General features: G+C 70.9%; 14 protein-coding genes and 1 pseudogene. 11 read left to right on the top strand and 4 right to left on the bottom strand.

The features are described 5' to 3' along the window. Positions 1-114, bottom strand: a pseudogene (locus tag LY12_RS25785) (helix-turn-helix domain-containing protein); the annotation flags it as partial. A gap of 372 nt (positions 115-486) precedes the next feature. Here LY12_RS25785 and LY12_RS25780 point away from each other — a divergent pair. The 3 genes from LY12_RS25780 (at position 487) to LY12_RS25770 (ending at position 5,009) form a co-directional block, all read left to right on the top strand. Next, complete coding sequence (locus LY12_RS25780) at positions 487-1,101, top strand: NADPH-dependent FMN reductase (protein ID WP_253860078.1); 615 nt, start codon at positions 487-489, stop codon at positions 1,099-1,101. Between the two features lie 137 nt (positions 1,102-1,238). Further along, the gene (locus LY12_RS25775) at positions 1,239-3,959 is read left to right on the top strand and encodes a helix-turn-helix transcriptional regulator (protein WP_253860077.1); all 2,721 of its coding nucleotides are present in this window, start codon (positions 1,239-1,241) and stop codon (positions 3,957-3,959) included. A 30-nt stretch (positions 3,960-3,989) separates the two neighbouring features. After that, positions 3,990-5,009: a hypothetical protein gene (locus tag LY12_RS25770; protein ID WP_253860076.1), complete on the top strand. Its 1,020-nt coding sequence runs from the start codon at positions 3,990-3,992 to the stop codon at positions 5,007-5,009. A gap of 80 nt (positions 5,010-5,089) precedes the next feature. Here LY12_RS25770 and LY12_RS25765 read toward each other — a convergent pair whose 3' ends face one another. Together LY12_RS25765 and LY12_RS25760 are read right to left on the bottom strand one after the other, a co-directional pair. Next, complete coding sequence (locus LY12_RS25765; protein ID WP_301303240.1) at positions 5,090-5,578, bottom strand: DUF6328 family protein; 489 nt, start codon at positions 5,576-5,578, stop codon at positions 5,090-5,092. 141 nt (positions 5,579-5,719) lie between these two features. Beyond that, a complete protein-coding gene (locus tag LY12_RS25760) occupies positions 5,720-6,616 on the bottom strand; it encodes a DMT family transporter (RefSeq protein ID WP_253860081.1) in 897 nt (298 codons plus the stop codon). Positions 6,617-6,836: 220 nt separating this feature from the next. On the opposite strand from LY12_RS25760, the gene LY12_RS25755 reads away from it, so the two are divergent. Next, positions 6,837-7,478 carry a superoxide dismutase family protein gene (locus tag LY12_RS25755; protein WP_253860075.1) on the top strand — a complete coding sequence of 214 codons (642 nt, stop codon included), beginning with the start codon at positions 6,837-6,839 and terminating at the stop codon, positions 7,476-7,478. Positions 7,479-7,613: 135 nt separating this feature from the next. Here the strand turns inward: LY12_RS25755 and LY12_RS25750 are convergent, their stop codons facing one another. Further along, positions 7,614-8,078, bottom strand: coding sequence for a winged helix-turn-helix transcriptional regulator (locus LY12_RS25750; RefSeq protein WP_253860074.1), 465 nt, complete (start codon positions 8,076-8,078; stop codon positions 7,614-7,616). Positions 8,079-8,156: 78 nt separating this feature from the next. On the opposite strand from LY12_RS25750, the gene LY12_RS25745 reads away from it, so the two are divergent. The 7 genes from LY12_RS25745 to pstS all read left to right on the top strand — a co-directional run bounded on the left by LY12_RS25745 (position 8,157) and on the right by pstS (position 18,736). Continuing rightward, the gene (locus LY12_RS25745) at positions 8,157-9,647 is read left to right on the top strand and encodes an MFS transporter (protein WP_253860073.1); all 1,491 of its coding nucleotides are present in this window, start codon (positions 8,157-8,159) and stop codon (positions 9,645-9,647) included. Between the two features lie 220 nt (positions 9,648-9,867). Further along, positions 9,868-11,007: a tRNA dihydrouridine synthase DusB gene (gene dusB / locus LY12_RS25740; protein ID WP_253860072.1), complete on the top strand. Its 1,140-nt coding sequence runs from the start codon at positions 9,868-9,870 to the stop codon at positions 11,005-11,007. Positions 11,008-11,198: 191 nt separating this feature from the next. Then, positions 11,199-11,843 carry a winged helix-turn-helix transcriptional regulator gene (locus LY12_RS25735; protein WP_253860071.1) on the top strand — a complete coding sequence of 215 codons (645 nt, stop codon included), beginning with the start codon at positions 11,199-11,201 and terminating at the stop codon, positions 11,841-11,843. 172 nt (positions 11,844-12,015) lie between these two features. After that, positions 12,016-12,732 carry a GGDEF domain-containing protein gene (locus LY12_RS25730; protein ID WP_253860070.1) on the top strand — a complete coding sequence of 239 codons (717 nt, stop codon included), beginning with the start codon at positions 12,016-12,018 and terminating at the stop codon, positions 12,730-12,732. Between the two features lie 2,274 nt (positions 12,733-15,006). Then, complete coding sequence (locus tag LY12_RS25725) at positions 15,007-16,482, top strand: LCP family protein (RefSeq protein WP_253860069.1); 1,476 nt, start codon at positions 15,007-15,009, stop codon at positions 16,480-16,482. A gap of 253 nt (positions 16,483-16,735) precedes the next feature. After that, complete coding sequence (gene phoU, locus LY12_RS25720; protein ID WP_253860068.1) at positions 16,736-17,398, top strand: phosphate signaling complex protein PhoU; 663 nt, start codon at positions 16,736-16,738, stop codon at positions 17,396-17,398. Between the two features lie 249 nt (positions 17,399-17,647). Further along, complete coding sequence (gene pstS / locus LY12_RS25715; RefSeq protein WP_253860067.1) at positions 17,648-18,736, top strand: phosphate ABC transporter substrate-binding protein PstS; 1,089 nt, start codon at positions 17,648-17,650, stop codon at positions 18,734-18,736.

Here is an 18,736-nt window from a genome sequence, read left to right as displayed (position 1 = left end):
CACCCGCGCAATACCCCGCAGCGACATTCCCTCCCGCCGCAGATCCGCGATCCGTTCCCGCTCGGGCAACGTCAAAAACCGGGGATGCAACTCCGCCTGAACCGCCGCCAACGACCCATCACCAGACACCACCGGGTTATATCCACCAGCCCGGGCCGCCCGCACCCACCTCAACCCCGTCGAACGATGCACCCCCACCGCCCGCGACGCCGCCGCGACATTCCCACCCTCCCCATCCAACACCCGACAAAACACATCCCACACCACCGACAACCCCACAACCACTCCTCAAAACCAGGAGCGTTGCAACCACCACTAGAACCCGCCCAACACGCGCCCCTGGATCCGCAACACGGGCCCCGGGATCCGCAACACGCGGCGGGCGACAGTCGTCGTACCGGTCGGTCGACGGATGCTGCCGAGCGACCGGCGTTCGTAGCGTCGACGGCAATCGACAACGCACCGATCGACGCGAGAGGAACCATCATGACCAGCGACAACGCAACGACCACGACCCTTGGCGACACCCGGGGCACCGAAGCGCCGCTGCGGCTCGCGGTGATCATCGGCAGTGTTCGCACCGGCCGGTTCGCACCGGTACCGGCCGCCTGGTTCGCCGACGAGGTGCGCAAGCATCACGGGTTCGAGGTCGACGTCGTCGACCTGGCAGGCATGGACCTGCCGGGTTCGCTCGACGGCTCCGCCGACACGGACGCACTCGGCGAGCGCCTGGCCGCAGCCGACGCGTTCGTCGTCGTCACGCCCGAGTACAACCACAGCTACCCGGCTCCGCTCAAGGCCGCCATCGACCACTTCCACGCGGAATGGCTCGCCAAGCCCGTCGGCTTCGTCACCTACGGCGGCATGAGCGGCGGCCTGCGCGCCGTCGAGCACCTGCGCGGCGTCTTCGCCGAGCTGCACGCCGTCACCGTCCGCGACACCGTCAGCTTCTACAACTACCCGGACCGTTTCGGTGACGACGGTGTCCCGCACGACGCGGAGTCGGCGAGCCAGGCGGCCAAGGGCATGCTCGGCCAGCTGTCGTGGTGGGGCAGGGCACTGCACGAGGCCCGCGCGGTGCGCCCGTACGGCAGCAACTGACCCTCGCGGTCGCCGCCCCGGAGCCGGGCGGCGACCGCGAGGGGCGTCGATGGATCCACCGAATCGATCACCCGGACGGCGGCGGTCCGCGAGAATCCGTTGACTTCTACCTTACTCGAAGTTGCAGGCTTGTGATCATGAGTTCTGCAGGGATCCACGGCCGCGACGACGAACTCGCCCGCATCGCCGCGCTCGCCGACGAGGTGCGCGCCGGAGCGGGTCAGGCGCTGGTGCTGCGCGGTGAGGCGGGGATCGGGAAGTCGACCTTGCTCGGGTTCGCCGCCAGCACCGGGCCTAGCACCACCGGCACCGCCGGCACCGACGACGCGGCCGGCACTGCCACGCCCGGTTCGGCACACCCCGACGGCAGGGCGAGTGACGTGCTCGTGCTCCGCGGCGCGGGTGTCGAGGCGGAGGCGGCGATCCCGTTCGCGGGGCTGCACCTCCTGCTGCGCCCCGTCGCCGGGTACGTCGACGGGCTGGCCGAACCGCATGCCACCACGGTGCGCCGGGTGCTCGCCGGTGACGGGTCCGTCGACCGGTTCGCCGCGGGGGTGGCGGTGCTGGAACTGCTGGGGACGCTCGCACGGAGCAGGCCCGTGCTGGTGCTCGCCGACGACGCGCACTGGTTCGACGCGGCGTCCGCCGACGCCCTGTCGTTCGCCGCACGCAGGCTCGGTGGTGAACGGGTCGGGGTGCTGCTGGCGGTTCGCGAACCGCACGCACCCGCGATGCCCACGCCCGGGCTTCCGGAACTCCGGCTGTCCGGTGTGGACGACGAGGCCGCGAGCCGGATCCTCGCCGCGACCGAACTGCCGCGCCATCGGCGGGGCCGGGTCATCGCCGAAGCGGGCGGGAACCCGTTGGCACTACTCGAACTCGGATCGTCCGAACGCGACAGCAGGGGCGATCCGTTCGCCGACATGATCGCGGAGCTGCCGCAGGCCACCCGTACCGTCCTGCTGGTCGCGGCCGCGGACGGCACGTGTGACATCGGCACGATCCTCGCCGCCGCGAACAGCCTCGGCGCCTCGATCGACGACCTCAGGGTCGCCGAGGACGCCGAACTCGTGATGTTCACCGAGGGCTGCTTCGGGTTCCGGCATCCGCTCGTGGGCACCTCGGTGTACCGGGCGGCCACGCTGGCCAGGCGACTCGAAGCCCATCGGGCGCTGGCCGAGGTGCTCAGCGAGGACACCGACGCCGACCGGCGCGCCCGCCACCTCGCCGCAGCCACGACCACCGCGGACGAGTCGGTCGCCGCGGCGCTCGAAGCCGGCATCGACCGTGCGCGTGTCCGCGGCGGCATGGCGGCCGTCGCCGACGACTACGAACGCGCCGCCCACCTGAGCCCGCGGCCCAGGGACGAGGGGCTGCGGCTGACGTCCGCCGCCCGCGCGGCCGCGGATGCGGGGCAGCCCGAACGAGCACGTGACCTGGCGGAACAGGCGGCGACGCTGCTTCCGGAGCCGGTGGACGCGACGTGGGCGGCGATCGTCAGGGCGACGCTCGCCGAGGACGACGGCCGCGTCGCCGAGGCGCATCACCTGCTCGTCACCACCGCCAGGCGGATCGCGGGCCGGGTTCCCGAAGCCGCGGGCAAACTACTCTTCCTCGCGGTCGGCGCCGCGTGGCGGGGGGACGACCCGGCCCGCGCCGTCGAGGCGGCTGCCGTCGCGGACGAACTGGCTCTTCCCGGTGCCGCACAGGTGCGGGCGCTGGGCACCGCCGCGAGCGCCGACGTCGCGGAAGCGGTCACGGCGGTGCGCGAGCTCGTCGCCGTCGACTGCGCAGAGCTGACGGCCTGCACCGACATCGCGTTGACGCTGCGCTCCGAGGTGCAGCGGTCGTGGTGGTCGCTGCTGCTCGGCGACCCCGACAGTGCCTACGCCAGGGCGACCGACACCGTGCGCGAGGCCAGGCGGCAGGCCGCCACCGGGGCGCTGCCCGCCGCGCTCGGTGTGCTCGCGCAGGCCGAGCTGGAGCTCGGCGACCTCGACGGAGCCGCGAGGACGGCGGGCGAAGGACTGGAGGTCGCGAGGTGCATCGGACAGCGGCGCGGCATCGCGATGCTGTCGGGCGTGGCGGGCCTCGTCGCCGCGGCCCGTGGCGATGCGGAAGCCACGGCCGCCTACGCCGCCGACGCGGATCCCGCCACGGCCGCGCACGCGCTGGCGTTGCTGGACCTCGGCGAGGGCCGGGCGGAGGCGGCGGTCGACCGGCTGGCCGCCGCGCACCGGTCAGGACTGGCCGGGTTGACGGCCGTGCCCGATCTCGTCGAGGCCGCGGCCCGCACCGACCGTCCCTCCGACGACGACTTCGCGACGCAAGCGCTTGCGGACTATGTGACCTGGGCGAACTCCGTGGACCGGTCGCCGGCCCGCGCGGTCGCTCTCCGCAGCCGTGCCCTGCTGGGCGAACCCGACCTGCTGCCCACCGCGCTCGGTCTCGCCGACCACGCGGGCACCTGGCAACAGGCACGCACCGACCTCGCCCACGGCGAATGGCTCCGCCGCGACCGCAACCCCGCCAGGGCCCGTCCCCACCTGCGAGCGGCGCTGACGGCGTTCGACCGGCTCGGTGCCAGGCCGTGGGCCGACCGCGCCCGGACCGAACTGCGCGCCGCGGGCGAGGGCCGCGACAGCCGTCCCGGCCGTGACTCCGCCCCGGACGCCGACGGCCTGACGCCCCAGGAGCTCCGCATCGTCCAGCTGGCTGCCGACGGACTCAGCAACCGCGACATCGGCAACCGCCTGTACCTGAGCCCCCGCACCGTCGGCTACCACCTGTACAAGGCGTATCCCAAGCTCGGCGTCTCCGGCAGGGGCGAGCTCGCGAAACTGGAGCTGATGGCTTGAGCCGCCGTTCGCCGTGCCACACTGCAGACCGTGGAGTACCAACTGTCGGCAGAGCTCACCGCCCCGGAAAACGGTCCTGACCTGGACCCGCTCCAGCAGGTCGGCGTGGTGGCGCTGCTCGACTCGCGGCTGTCCCGCCTGGCCGGGATCGAAGGGCCGGACGGTGTCGAGATCACGCCCGTCGAACACGCCGTGCACGCACACCTCGGCGGGGCGAACGTCAGCTGGCTGCTCGACGCGCCCGCGCTCGTGTTCGCCGAGGACGCCACGCGCGCCGTGCTGGAGCAGCTGCTGGAGGAGACCGAACTGCTCCGTGGCTGGCAGGTCAAGCACTGCGCCGTCACGGCCACCGACGACCAGCTCGAAAGCGCGCTCGCCGCGTCGACCGAACCGGCCGACGACGGCGTCATCGAGATCGACCCGGCCGACCAGCTCGAACTGACCGAGCGCAGGCAGCGGCTCCTCGATGCGTCCGAGTACCTGCGCGCGTTCGAACTCGACGCGTTCGGCTTCACCGACGGCGGCGACGTCACCGAACAGGAGGCCCGCTACGTCGCGGGGGCCGTGATGCACGGCGTCGAGATGGTCACCGATGAACTGTTCGGCGACATCCAGCTGCTCGAGGACGAGGACGGCACCGCCGTCGACGTCGAGGCCCTCTGGGTGATGGACGAACTGCCCCAGCAGTACGCCGACCAGTACACCGCACTGTTCGCCAAGCAGCTGCTCGTGACCACCGCGATCCTCGGCTACCGGCTCACGCAGGAGGAGTGGACGGCCCCGCTGTGCCTGGCCGAGGCGCTCGCGCTGCACGTCGTGAAGTCGCGGGCCGAGCTGGAGCTCGACCTCGCCGACGCCATGCCCGAGGAACGCGCCGCCGAGATCTTCGCCCACTTCGACGATTACGCGTTCGCCGACGGTGCCCACGAGGAGCTCTACGACGTCTCCGACCTCGAGGCCTTCGACTCCGACGTCATCACCTGGTTCCGCCCCGACCCGCGGTACAACGACACCGCCGGCCTCCACCCGTACCTCACCGACGAGGACTGACGGCCGGTTCGCGCCCCCAGGGGCACTGTGGTTGCACTCAACGCCACCAAAGTGCCCCTGGGGGCATCAGCTCGCCGCGGTCACAGCTTCGTCGGGATGAAGAACCACAGCGTCGAGAACAGGCCGCCGATCAGGGCGATCGCCACGACCATCAGCACGGGGCCGTAGACGACCTTGGCGATCAGCCCGACGGTGAGCGTCACTGCGATGGCCAGGCACACCAGCCCCGCGATGACCAGCCTGTTGCCGACGCGCAGGATCGTCTGCCTGCGCCCGGCACGGAACAGCATGCGGTGCCACGCGGCCGGTGCGGTGAGCATGGCGGTGGCCGCGGCCGTGAACAGCACCGTCACCAGGTGCAGCGTCTTCTCGAACCCGCTGGCTTCACGGAACTGCGCCGTGAACGCCACGGCGAGCAGGAAGCCGAACAGGATCTGAACCCCGGCCTGGGCGACTCGGAGTTCGCCGAGCAGCTCGTTGACGTTCCGCGTCAGCCGCTGGTGGTGCGGCTCCGCACCGACATCGTGCTGCGTTCCGGCACTGTGCTCCGCACCGGCGTCGTGTTGCAGGCCGGCACCGTGTTCCGCTCCGGCGTCGTGTTGCGTTCCGGCGTCGTGTTGCCGGTCGGGCTGGTGCGGCGCGCCGCGATCGGACCCGGTGCCGGATCCTTCGCCGCGCGCTTGCGCTCCCGTGCTGCCCATCGTGGGGCTCTACCTCCGGCCGCCTGTCGATGCTGCTTCGGGCGGCACGACCACGGGACGCCGCCTCGCGGTCCGTTCGTGCCAGCCCAGCGCCGTGACAGCGGCCACCACCACGACGAGCCCCACCCACTGCGTCGCAGTCATCGTTTCATCCAAAAAGGACACTCCGATGACGACGGCCGTCGCCGGATAGGCGAGTTCGGCCAGCGTCGCGCGCGCGGCCGGTGTCGCGCGCAGTCCCGTGTAGTAGAGGCTCAGCGCGAACAGTCCTGGAATCAGCGCGAGCAGTCCGAGTCCCACGGCGTTGTCCCAGCTCACCGTGTACGGGTTCCCCTGAGCGGCGACGATAATCGCGGCGACGGGAAGTCCCACGGTGAACCGCAGGGTGGTGACGTCCCGTGACGGCAGGCTGGTCGACACCAGCCGTCCCAGTACCGTGCCGGCGGCCCACAGCGCCGCGGCCCCGAGCGCGAGCAGCGCCGCGCGCAACGCGCTGAACTCGATGTCCAGCGGATCGGCGAACGCCAACAGCCACGCACCCGCGAGCGCGGGAACGGCGAACAACGCATAGCCGCTGCGCAGCCGTTCGCCCAGTACGGCCCACGCGGCCAGTACCGCGAAGACCGGTTGCAGCTTCTGCAACACCAGCGGCGTGATCGCGTCACCAGTCTGGAACGCCGCGGTGAACAGCGCCGTGGCGAGTGCGGACGAGCCACCGCCGATGATCAGTACCGCCAGCCACACCCGCGGACCGCAGCGCGCCAGCGCCCGCACCGCACGCGGCACGAACGGCGTCAGCACGGCGACGATGATCAGGTGCTCCCAGAACACGACCGTGCCCGACGGCAGCCCCTCCGCGAGCGGCAGCCGGAGGAGCCCGTCGGTGCCCCACAGCGCCGCCGCCACCGCGACGAGCCACGTCCGGTCCCCGGCGCCCGCCGGGTCGGCCGCACCTGGGGTTCCCGCCCCCGAAGTTCCTGAGCCTGAGGTCGATACGTCCGCCGTAGTCACGCGTGCCAGATTACGACCGGACACCGACGACGAACCCGGTCGTGTCACGCAGTGAGATCGCCCGACCGTGTCAATCGGCTTGTGGTCGGTCGCGCGACGGGGTTAAGGACGAGCCATGAAACGACTCCCCGTTGTCCTTGCCCTGACGTCGGCCGTCGCCCTGATGGGTGCCGGCACCGCGGCCGCTGCCCCGGCTGCCGCCGAGTCGGCGCAGTCACCCGGCGCTCAGCCATCCGGCACGTCATTCAGCACGTCACCCGGCGCACAGTCCCGAGCTGCGGTGGCGTTCGCGCACGGCACGTTCGCACCGTACGTCGACGGCGCCGCGGCCACGACGTACGACCTCGACCGCGTGCCCGCGGGAGCGCGCGCGTCGGTGTTCTCGCTGTCGAGTGGCGGCGTCGGCACCGCCACGAAACTCTCCGTCTCCGGCCTGCAGCCGGACCGGCACTACGGCGCGCACGTCCACGAGAACCCGTGCGGCCCGAGCGGCGACGACGCGGGCCCGCACTTCCAGCACGTGCAGGACCCGAACCAGCCGTCGACCGACCCCGAGTACGCCAACCCGGACAACGAGGTGTGGCTCGACTTCACGACCACCTCCCACGGCAACGGATTCGCGTCGTCGCATGTGGACTGGTCGTACGACGACCGCAGGCCCGCATCCGTGGTGATCCACGAACACCACACGTCGGCCGAACCGGGTGAGGCCGGCTCCGCGGGCTCGCGCCTGGCCTGCATCAACGTCGACTTCTGACCCCTCGACGCGTGTTGCGGATTCGGGGGACCGTGTTGCGGATTCCGGAGGCCGTGTCGGACTTTCCAGGCCGCGTGTCCTGCACTCGGCACCCCGTGTTCCGCGCTCGGGGCACGGCGGCGGCACGGCCCTCGTTCAGGTCGCCGCCTCGCGCTCGTCGTAGGCGGCGCGGGCGGTGGCGATCGCCCCGGCGTGGCGCTCCGCCCATGACGTGAGGTCGACGAGTGTCCGGTGCAGTTCGCGTGCCATGTCGGTGAGCGTGTACTCGACCTTCGGCGGCACCGTCGGATAGACGGTCCGCACGAGCAGGCCGTCGCGTTCGAGCTTGCGCAGCGTCAGCGTGAGCATGCGCCTGCTGATGCCGTCGATGGCGCGTTCCAGCTCGGTGAACCGCACCGGTCCCGACGCCGCCGCGACCAGCACGCCGACGCTCCACTTGCCCGCGACGTGGTCGAGCACCTCGTTGATCGGGCACGCGTGCTCGACACTGTTGCGGACCGCGTCGGCCCGCGCCCGGCCGGGCGCGGTGGCGTCGGCTACATCGGCGCGAGCCCGGCCGTCGCTGCCCTCGTCGGTTACAGCGCTGTTCCTCCGGGACATGAAAGTGCCTCCTTCCGCGCGCCACAACGGTCACACACGATGAGCCCAGTTACAAATCGTGCACTGAGGAGCTCATCGATGACCGAGGCGGAAACGGCCGGGCCGACCCCGGCCCGAGCCCAGACCGGAGACCGCAAGCGCTGGGCGGCACTCGTCGTGCTGTGCGCGGGTGCGCTGATGGCGATCGTCGACGAAACGATCGTCAACGTCGCGCTGCCCGTGATCCGACGCGACCTCGGTTTCACCCAGTCCGGGCTGGCATGGGTCACCGGGACGTATCTCGTCGCGTACGCGGGTCTGCTGTTGCTGTCCGGCAGGCTCGGCGATCTGCTCGGGCGCAAGCGGATCTTCGTCAGCGGACTCGTCGTCTTCACGGCGTCGTCGGCGTTGTGCGGCGCGGCGTGGACGGCTCCGGTGCTCATCGCAGGCCGATTCGTGCAGGGCCTCGGTGCCGCCATGATGACGGCGGTGCTGCTCGGCATGATCGTCACGCTCTTCACCGACACCCGCGAGCGAGCGACCGCGATCGGCGCGTTCGGCTTCGTGCAGGCCGCGGGCGGCAGCATCGGCACCTTCGCCGGCGGCATGATCACGGAGGTCGCGGGCTGGCACGCGGTGTTCTTCCTCAACGTCCCCATCGGACTGATCGCGCTCGCCTTCGCCGTGCGACTACTGGCTTCCGAACGCGGAACCGGTCTGGCGGCCGGAGCGGACTTCATCGGAGCCGCGCTCGTGACGGCTGCCCTCATGGTCGGGATCTACACCGTGATCACCGTCGAGGACGTCGGCTGGGCATCGGCCCACACACTCGGTTTCGGTGCGCTGTCGCTCGTACTGCTGGCCGCGTTCGGATGGCGGGAGCGCCGCGCGGCACAGCCGTTGCTGCCGCTGCGGCTGCTGCGTTCCCGCGGGTTGGTCGTGGCCAACGTCGCCGCGTTCCTCATGGCAGGCAGCATGTTCGGCTTCATGATCGTGTCGGTGCTGCTGCTGCGCGGGCCGCTCGGATACGGCGCCCGTGACGCCGGTCTGGCGATGTTGCCCACCCCGGCGGTGATCGGTGCGATCTCGCTCGGGCTGTCGGCACGGCTCATCGGCCGGTTCGGCCACCGGTCGGTGATCCTCGCCGGGCTGGCGCTCATCGCGGCCGGACTGCTGCTGTTGACGCGGGTCCCGGCCGACGCGGCCTACGCACTCGACATCCTGCCCGCGATGCTGCTGATCGGCGCCGGTTTCGGTTCGGCGCTGCCCGCCGTGATGGCCACGGGGATGACCGACGCCGCTCCGGAGGATTCGGGTCTCGCCTCGGGGCTGTTCAACACCGTGACGCAGTTCGGCGGTGCGATCGGGCTGTCGGTGCTCACGGTTCTCGCCGCCACGCGTACGGAGACGTTGCTGACCGGCGGTTCCGGCGAACGGGAGGCGGCACTCGGGGGATACGCGCTCGCGTATGCGGTCGCGGCAGCGGTCGTCGCGGCGGCGTTCGCGGCGGTCGCCGTCCTGGGTGGCCGTGTTGCGGATTCGGGCGAGCGTGTTGCGGATTCCGGAGGCCGTGTTGCGGATTCGCGGTGAGGTGCTGAGGCCGCCCACCTGCACAGGGCGGCTCCCGCTGCGCCTCGCGGGCGGCACGACCACGAACCGCGAACGTGCACGCCGGCCGTCGTCCGGACAGCGGCGGGACCCCGAATGCAGGACACGCGGTGCTGAATGCAGGACATGCGGTGTCGGGTGTCGCCGGTGGGCGGACCGGCCGGCGGCGATGATCGCAGGGGGCGACGACTAACCTGGAGTCATGACCGCCACCTTGACGACGCCTGCGCTGCAGGTCGGCCCGTACCGGGTCGACCCTCCCGTCGTGCTCGCTCCGATGGCGGGCATCACCAACGTCGCGTTCCGGAAGCTGTGCCAGGAGTACGGCGCCGGGCTGTACGTGTGCGAGATGATCACCGCTCGCGCCGTCGTCGAACGGCATCCCGGCACGATGCACATGATGACCTTCGGCGAGCGCGAGTACCCGCGGTCGATGCAGCTTTACGGCGTCGACCCGGAGACGATGCGCGAAGCCGTGAAGATCATCGTCGGAGAAGGTCTCGCCGATCACATCGACCAGAATTACGGCTGTCCCGTAGCCAAAGTCACCCGGAAGGGTGGCGGTTCTGCGCTGCCCTACAAGCGGAAGCTGTTCGGCAACATCGTGCGCGCCTCGGTCGAAGCCGCCGAGCCCGCGGGTGTGCCGGTGACGGTGAAGTTCCGGGTCGGCATCGACGACGACCACCACACCTACCTCGACACGGGCCGCATCGCCGAGGCCGAGGGAGCTGCGGCGGTGTCGCTGCACGCGCGTACCGCTGCCCAGCGCTACTCGGGCAAGGCCGACTGGTCGCACATCGCCCGGCTGAAGGAAGCGGTCACCGGCATCCCGGTGCTCGGCAACGGCGACATCTTCACCGCCGACGACGCCATGCGCATGGTCGACGAGACCGGTTGCGACGGCGTGGTCGTCGGGCGGGGATGCCTCGGCAGGCCGTGGTTGTTCGGCGAGCTGGAGGCGGCGTTCCAGGGCAGGCCCGCGCCGGAGCCGCCGAACCTCGGCGAGGTTGCGCGTGTCCTGCGCAGGCACACCGAGCTGCTGATCGAGCACGACGGCCACGACAAAGCCATGCGCGACATCCGCAAGCACATGGCCTGGTACTTCATGGGGTTCCCGGTCGGATCGGAGCTACGGCGGTCGTTCGCGACGGTGTCGTCGCTGGAACAGCTCGACGATCTGATCGGCAAGCTGGAACACGACGCGCCGTTCCCCGCGGACGCGCTCGGTCCGCGCGGTCGGCAGGGCTCCCCCGGCAAGGTCACACTGCCGCACGGCTGGCTGGACGACCCCGACGATCCGTGCGTGCCGGAGGGTGCCGACATGATGCACTCCGGCGGCTGAGCGACCGCGATCCGAACGCGCCACGACGTGCGGTAGCGCCGTACTGCCGGCGACCACCTCTCACGGGTACGCCGGCGCATGGCTGGCGTCGATGCCCCAACGGTGCCCTTCGAGGCGCTGAATCGAGGTCTGCATCGCTGCGGAAAAGCAAGTGGGGTTCGGTCGGTGCATGAGGCGGTAGACTCCGCAGGATGGGAAAGCGGCAGTACGGGCAGTTCTGTGGACTCGTTCGCGCCGTCGAGCTGGTCGGGGAACGCTGGGCTCTGCTGATCGTGCGCGACCTGCTCGTCTCGCCGAAGCGCTACACGGACCTGAAACGGGGACTGCCGCGGATCCCGACGAACGTCCTCTCGGCGCGCCTGAAAGAACTCGAGACCGCGGGCATCGTCGAGCGCCGCCTGCGGCCACGTCCCGACGGTTCGGTCGTGTACGCCCTCACCGAGTACGGTGCCGACCTCGAGGAGGCCGTGCTGGCGTTCGGCCGGTGGGGCGCACGGGCGCTCGGCGAACCCGGACCTGACGAGATCATCACACCGGATTCCCTGGTCATCGCGCTGCGGACGGCGTTCCTGCCCGACGTCGCAGCGGTGGAGACCGACGCGACCTACGAGATCCGGCTCGGTGACGTCGTCGTGCACGCCCGGGTCGAGGCCGGTCGGCTCGTCACCGGGACCGGGGAGGCCGACGGTGCCGACCTGGTCATCGAAACCGGCCCGGCGTTCCGCGGACTGCTCGCGGGTGAGCTCACTCCCGACGACGCGGTCGCCGACGGCAGCGTGGTGATCACCGGGCCGAAGGAGCTGCTGGCCGCATTCACCCGGTCGTTCCGAATCTGATTCTGCCCGTTTCGTCCGTTCCGTGGTCGGCGGCGGGTTCGGTCCGTGGCGGTCCGTGGCCCCGCTCGTCCTGTCGAGCGATTTTCGCGTTCGGCGAGTCCCTGTGGCTCAAGCAGCGCCTCTCTCCTGTCGACATCCCTGTATGGGGTTCGACGCTGTTGGAGGTGACGCGGTGACACCCGCCGAACCCGTCCACGACACCGCCGCGCTGGTCGACGCCCACGAATCGCTCGCCGGTGCCTTCGCCGAGCAGGGTGACTGGCGCAGCGCGTACGAGCACCTGCGTTCGGCGCTCGGTCACGCCCGGAACCTGCCTGTCGCGGCGCGTATCCCCGAGCAGTACCGCCGCGAGGTCGAGCAGCTGCGCCACGAGAGCCTGACCGACGCGCTCACGGGCGTGTACAACCGCCGCTACCTCGACCGCACGCTGCCGTGGCTCGAACCCGTTGCCGTGGCGCTGGTCGATCTCGACGAGTTCAAGAGCGTCAACGACCGTTTCGGGCACGAGGTGGGCGACCGGGTGTTGCGGCAGGTGGCGCGGATCCTCCGGCAATCGCTTCCTCCCGGCGGATTCTGCGCGCGCTACGGCGGTGAGGAATTCGTGCTGGTGGTGCCGGTGAAGTCGCAGCGGACGGTCGCGGCGATCGTCGAGCGTGCGCGGATGCGGGTCGAACAGTTCCCGTGGCGGACGGTCGAACCGGAGCTGACGGTGACGATCAGTGCGGGTGTGTCACCTGCCGACGGCGACGCCGAGACCCGCCTACGCATTGCGGACGAGCTGCTCTACCAGGCAAAACGAGGGGGCCGCAACTCGGTGGCGCTGGATCGCGGCGAGGGGCATCGAGTGATGCGTACCCTCAGTGCGCATACCGCTCGACCGCATTCGTGACGCCGCTGCACCCGCTTCGCGGTCGTGTGACCGTAGACACCATTCATCGCAACTCTGTGTAAAAAGTTCGGGCCTTGGTGTCGTCACGAAAGAGGGACGTCCGTACGATAGCGCACACTGCCGGAGAGCCGATCACGCCACGGTCGCGGAAATGTCGCGAAAGCGGCATGTGACCAGGTGTTCTGGGGAAGGAGTGGGCGCGTGTCCGACGAGCACGGCTCGCCTGCCTCGCGCCACGCCCAGGCTGCCGCGGACCAGATCTCCGAATGGCGTCGCCGCGCCGAACGCAACCGCGCCGATTCCGAACGCAGACGCCGGCGTTCCCTCGACGGTGACGGCGGCACGAGCGTGTCGGAACTGCTCGCCAAGACCGGTTACAACCCACGGGCGGACACACTCTCGCCCGCCACCACCACCGACTCCGACGCCGCCGGACAGAGCCACCGCCCGGGCCCGCCCGCGGCATCGGCGGTTCCGCCCAGTGGTCCGCGCAGACCTGCGCGTTCCGGGCCGCCCGCCGAACCGGGTGAACCGCTCCCGTCGCCCCACGGTCGTGACAGGTTCGACCGTCGCGGTGCTCAGACCGGTGGTGGTGCTCCTGAGGTTGACGGCGCTCCTGCGGGTGGGGCGCCCGACGCGCGTGCGGATGCTCGGTCCGATCGCGCCGCCGAGTCTCCCCTTCCCCCTTCGGCCCTTCCCCCGTCGACGCCGCGGCGCGGCGCGCGGCAGCCGGAGTCACCCGGTCCGGCGCGCCCCGGCCCACCGGAACCGCCGGGCCCCGCGGCGCGCCCCGGCCCCCCGACACCGTCGGAACCGCCGCGCGACGCCCCGATGCGCCCCTCGCCCGCCGAACCGCCGCGGCGCCCGCAGTCGGCGCCTGCCCCGTCCGCGCCCCCTGCACCGGGGCCTGCGGCATCTCCGCGGGAGCCGGCGCGTCCGCCGGAACCGGAGGACCCGCGGCCACGCGCGACCCGTCCGGCACCCGACATGTGGCGCCCGCAGGGTGAGCCTGCCGAGCCCCAGCCGCGACGGGAACCGCCGCGTGATCCACGGGAGGTCGGCCCGGCCGCTCCCGGTCAGGCTCCCGCCGACGGGCCGTCCCAGGCGGGCCCGCATCCCCCGAACGCTCCGGGACGGCGCGTACCGCAGCACTCCGGCCCGAACCCACGGCCGGTCCCGCCCGCCGGAACGCCCCCAGCGCAGGGGCCCGCACCGCAGGGGTCCGCACCGCAGGGGCGGCCCGTCCCTGCGGCGGCCGAGGCGCCGATGTCGTACGACGCACCGGACAGGCCGGGTCCACAGCGCCGGCCTTCTGGCCGGAGCGGGCCGGTCGACGCGCCGCCGGCTACTCCGGACTCGCCCGGTACTCCCAGCACTCCCGGTAAGCCCGGTTTTCCCGTTCCGCCCGAGGCAACCGGCCCTGGGCGAGGAGAGGTGGACGAGCAGCCCAGCGGGCCTCAGCCCCGGCCGGGGCCGCCGCCGGGTAGGCCACGCCACCACACCGAACCGCCCTCTGCGGACGGGCCCCGGCCCAACGGCGTCCCTCCGGGCGTGGCCGCAGGCGGTGCCGGAGCGCGCCGTCCCGATCCGCGCCGGGAGCCGCCACCTCCCGAGCCGCCACGCCCGGGTTCGCAACGTTCGGAACCCCAACGTCCCGAGCCCCAACGTCCCGAGTCGCCGCGTCCGGAGCCGCAGCGTCCAGTACCCCACGGACGACGCCCGGGATCGGACCGCGAACCGGAACCGCCGACCGTGTTCGGTGCCGTCGCGTCCGTGCTGGACGGTGGCGTGGTCGCCGACATCGACGGTGACGAGCACGTCGACGATCGTGGCGAGCCCGCCGCCCGCCGTTCCGCCGCCCGCCGCTCGGCCGCGGTTCACGGCACCGCTGCTCCCGGTGCTGGGGCCACCGGCGCTGGATTCAACAGTTATGCGGCCAACGGTGCCGGGGCGGCTCCCGGTGCCGAGCACGCCGGCGGGCCGAACGGGGCAGATCGGCCCGCCCCGCCGCGTCCGCGCAGAGCGGCCGCGCCCCGGCCTGCCGCGCCACCGCCTGCCGCCCCGCCATCTACCGGCCCATCGCCTGCTGGACCGCCATCTACCGCCTCGCCGTCCGCCGGCCCTGAAGGCGATTCGGCACCCGACGGCCCCGATGAGCGCGTCGAACCCGTCGAGCCGGCAGGCCCCGACGAGCCCGGCCGCTCCGCGCCGTCTCCGCCGCGGCCACGCAGGCCGCTCGCTCCTCGCAGGCAACGCGAGGAAGACCGGCTCTCGATGACCGACCAGATGGAACCGGTCGACGAGCAGACGCAGTACAAGCGCAAGATCGACAACACGCTCGCGCGGTTCTCCGCAGCGCATGACGAACTCGAGGCCGAGGAGAGCGAGCGCCGTGCGCGCAAGGAACGGCTCGCGGCGCGGATCGAGCACACGCGCACGAAGTTGCAGGCTGTCGTCACGTCGAAGATCGGCGGGCGTGGCTCGGCGGTGGCGGGTGAACGGGAGTCCGGCGACGAGGCCGCAGCGGACGCCGACAGGTCCGACGCCCGGCAAACCGACGAGCAGGACCCCGGCGAGGACGACACGCCCGCGCGTACCCGCCTGCAGGAGAAGAAGAAGCGTAAGAACGACCGTGCACGGCTGGCGACCAAGACGTTGGCCATCGTCGCGGCGGCGCTGGTCTTCCTCGCCACGGGCGCCGCCTGGGGCGCGAAGACGTGGTTCGACTCGAAGTTCAACCAGATCGCCGCGCTCGACGAGAACTCGGCGCACATCATGCCCGGTCAGATCGGCGACGAGAACTTCATCATCCTCGGTTCGGACACGCGCGAGGGCGCCGAGGCTGAGGAGAACGTCGGTACTACGGCAGACGTCGGCGGAGCCCGGTCGGACACGTTGATGGTGGCGCACGTGCCGGAGGACCGCAGCCGCGCCGTCGTCGTGTCGTTCCCGCGTGACCTGGAGATATCCCGGCCCGAATGCGAGCGGTGGGACTCGGAGTCCGGCCGGTACGGCGAGACGGTGCCCGCCGCAAGCCAGGTCAAGATCAACACCGCGTTCGCGGTCGGCGGGCCGAAGTGCGTGACGAAGGTGGTCCAGGAACTCACCGGGATGAAGGTCAACCACTTCGTCGGCATCGACTTCCACGGCTTCAAGGACATGGTCGACGCGGTCGACGGCGTCAACGTGCAGATCGACGAGCCGATCGTCGACCAGACGCTCGGCAAGATCGTCACGCAGACCGGGAACGTGCGACTCAAGGGCGACCAGGCGCTCAACTACGTCCGCGCCCGCAAGGTGTACAGCGACCCGACGTTCTCCGACTACGGCCGCATGGAGCGGCAACAGAAGTTCCTCTCGTCGCTGCTCGACGCCACGTTGTCGAGTGACGTGCTCCTCGACACCGGCAAGCTGAGCAGGTTCATCGACGCGTTCACGCGGTCCACCTTCGGGGAGGGGATTGGTGTCGACCAGATGCTGACGCTGGCGCAATCGATGCGCGGATTCGACGCGGGCAAGGTCGAGTTCCTGACCGTGCCGACGGTCGGCGATCCCAACGAACGTGGCAACGAGGTACTGCTCGAAGAGGATTCGCAGGCGTTGTTCGACGCCATCATCGACAACACGCCGTTGCCGGGCGAGGAGCCCGCGGCCGACGAGGCGCCCGCAGGCGAGTCGTCGCCGAGTGAGCAGCCCGAGTCCGACGAGCAGCAGGCCGCGGAACAGCCCGCCAGCGCTTCGGCCCCCTGACCCGCCGCCCGCGCGCGGGTGCACCGTCGAGGACGGCCGGGTCGGCCCGCGGAATCCGCAACACGGCCCCCCGAACCCGCAACACGGCCCCCCGAACCCGCAACACGGCCCCCCGAACCCGCAACACGGCCCCCGAGAGCGCAACACGAGACGTCACGGCGCCCGGAGATGTCACGGAGTCGCCCTTCCGCGTTCACCGACGGTTCAGATCTGGATTCGGCGTTGGGCCATTGCGGGCCGTAGAGTCAGCCGTATGCGGGACGCCTACAACCTCGAACTCGACAATCTCCGTGCTCAACTGGGTGACATGGTCCAGCTGGTGGCCGAAGCGATGGAGCGTGCGACGCGATCGTTGCTGCACCAGGACCTCGAAACGGCCGAGCAGGTCATCAGTGACGACGTGAAGGTGGACGACGCCCGGTCGGCTGCGGAGGAGAAGGCCTACGGTCTGCTCGCGCTGCAGGCTCCGGTGGCGACGGACCTGCGGATCGTCGTCGCGTCGCTGCACGCGGCGGAGAGCATTGAGCGGATGGGCGACCTGGCGCTGCACGTCGCGAAGGCCGCCAGGCGCAGGCATCCGGAACCGGTGCTGCCGTCGGACGTGCGGCCCGCGTTCGAGCGGCTCGGTGACGTCGACGTGCGCCTGGCTCGCAAGCTCGAACGGGTCGTGCGCGGTGACGATGCGGAAGCCGCCAAGAGCCTCGAGGACGACGACGACGAGGTGGACGAGATCCACCGCAACCTGTTCACCGTGATCATGGACCGGGACTGGCAGCACGGCGTGTCCCCGGCCGTGGACCTGACTCTGTTGAGCCGCTTCTACGAGCGGTACGCCGACCACGCGGTCTCCGTGGCGCGCCGGATGCTGTTCGTCGTCACGGGGCGTATGCCAAATCACAGTTCCAGCGACGTCTGATCGACGGGCATTCATCCGCTCGGATTACACGTTGGACACGTGCCGTATGACCTGGGAATGCATCCTCGACAACAGTGCGTCACCCCTCGGTGATGTCGCTGTGACGTCGGCGGGGCGACACGCCTCGTTCACTTCCCGTTCATTCGCTTCATGAAGCGGTGTCATGTCCCGCCCATAGCGTTCGACGCGGCACAAACCCCGAGCGGCGGCAGGAGCCCTGCCGCACCAGAACCCCGGAAGAGGTCAACTGTGAAGCGTTCCACCCTGGGCCGCGCCTTTGTTCTGCCGACGACGGCCGCACTCGCGTTCGGTCTGGTCGCCTGCGGCTCCGCGAACGAGGAAGGGGCGTCCGGCGGCCTCACCATCAACGGTGCGGGCGCCAGCTCGCAGGAGGCGGCGCAGAGCGCGTGGCGCACCGGCTTCCTGAAGAACAACGACGGCACCATCAACTACGACCCCGTCGGCTCGGGCGGCGGCCGTGAGCAGTTCACCAGCGGTGGTGTGGACTTCGCGGGCTCGGACGCCTACCTCGACGACAAGGAGGTCAAGGCCGCGCAGGAGCGTTGTGGTGAGGGCGGCTTCGTCGAGGTGCCCGCCTACGTGTCGCCGGTCGCGCTGATCACCAACATCGAGGGTGTCGACAGCATCAAGCTGAAGCCGGAGACGATCGCCAAGATCTTCAACCAGAAGATCACCAAGTGGAACGACCCGGAGATCGCGGCCACCAACAAGGGCGTCGACCTGCCGGACACCACGATCGTCCCGGTGAACCGTGCCGACGAGTCCGGCACCACCGAGAACTTCGTCGAGTACCTGGAGGCCGCGGCTCCCGAGCAGTGGCCGCACGAGGTGAGCGGCAACTGGCCGGTCGAGGGCGGCGAGGCCGCGCAGGGCACCTCCGGTGTCGTCCAGGCCGTCAAGAACGGCAGCGGCACCATCGGGTACGCCGACGCCAGCCAGGCCGGCGACCTGACGACCGTCGAGGTCGGCGTCGGTGACGAGTTCGTCAAGTACTCCCCGGAGGCCGCGGCCGCCGTGCTCGACGTCTCCGAGCGGGCCAAGGGCCGCGGTGAGCACAGCTTCGCGTACGACCTGGCCCGTGACACCAAGGAGTCGGGTACCTACCCGATCGTGCTGGTGTCCTACGTCCTGTCCTGCACCAACTACGACAACGCCGACAAGGCCGCCATGGTGAAGGACTACTTCAACTACATGATCAGCGCCGAGGGCCAGAAGGCTGCCGCGGAGCAGGCCGGTTCCGCGCCGATCTCGGACGAGCTGCGGTCGAAGATCCAGCCGGCGGTCGAGGCCATCGGCTCGTCGAACTCCGGCAGCTGA

The organism is Prauserella alba (assembly GCF_024171735.1).
Lineage (GTDB): Bacteria > Actinomycetota > Actinomycetes > Mycobacteriales > Pseudonocardiaceae > Prauserella > Prauserella alba.
Note: the sequence above shows the minus strand (reverse complement) of the source record. Positions and strands in the feature narration are given on the sequence as shown.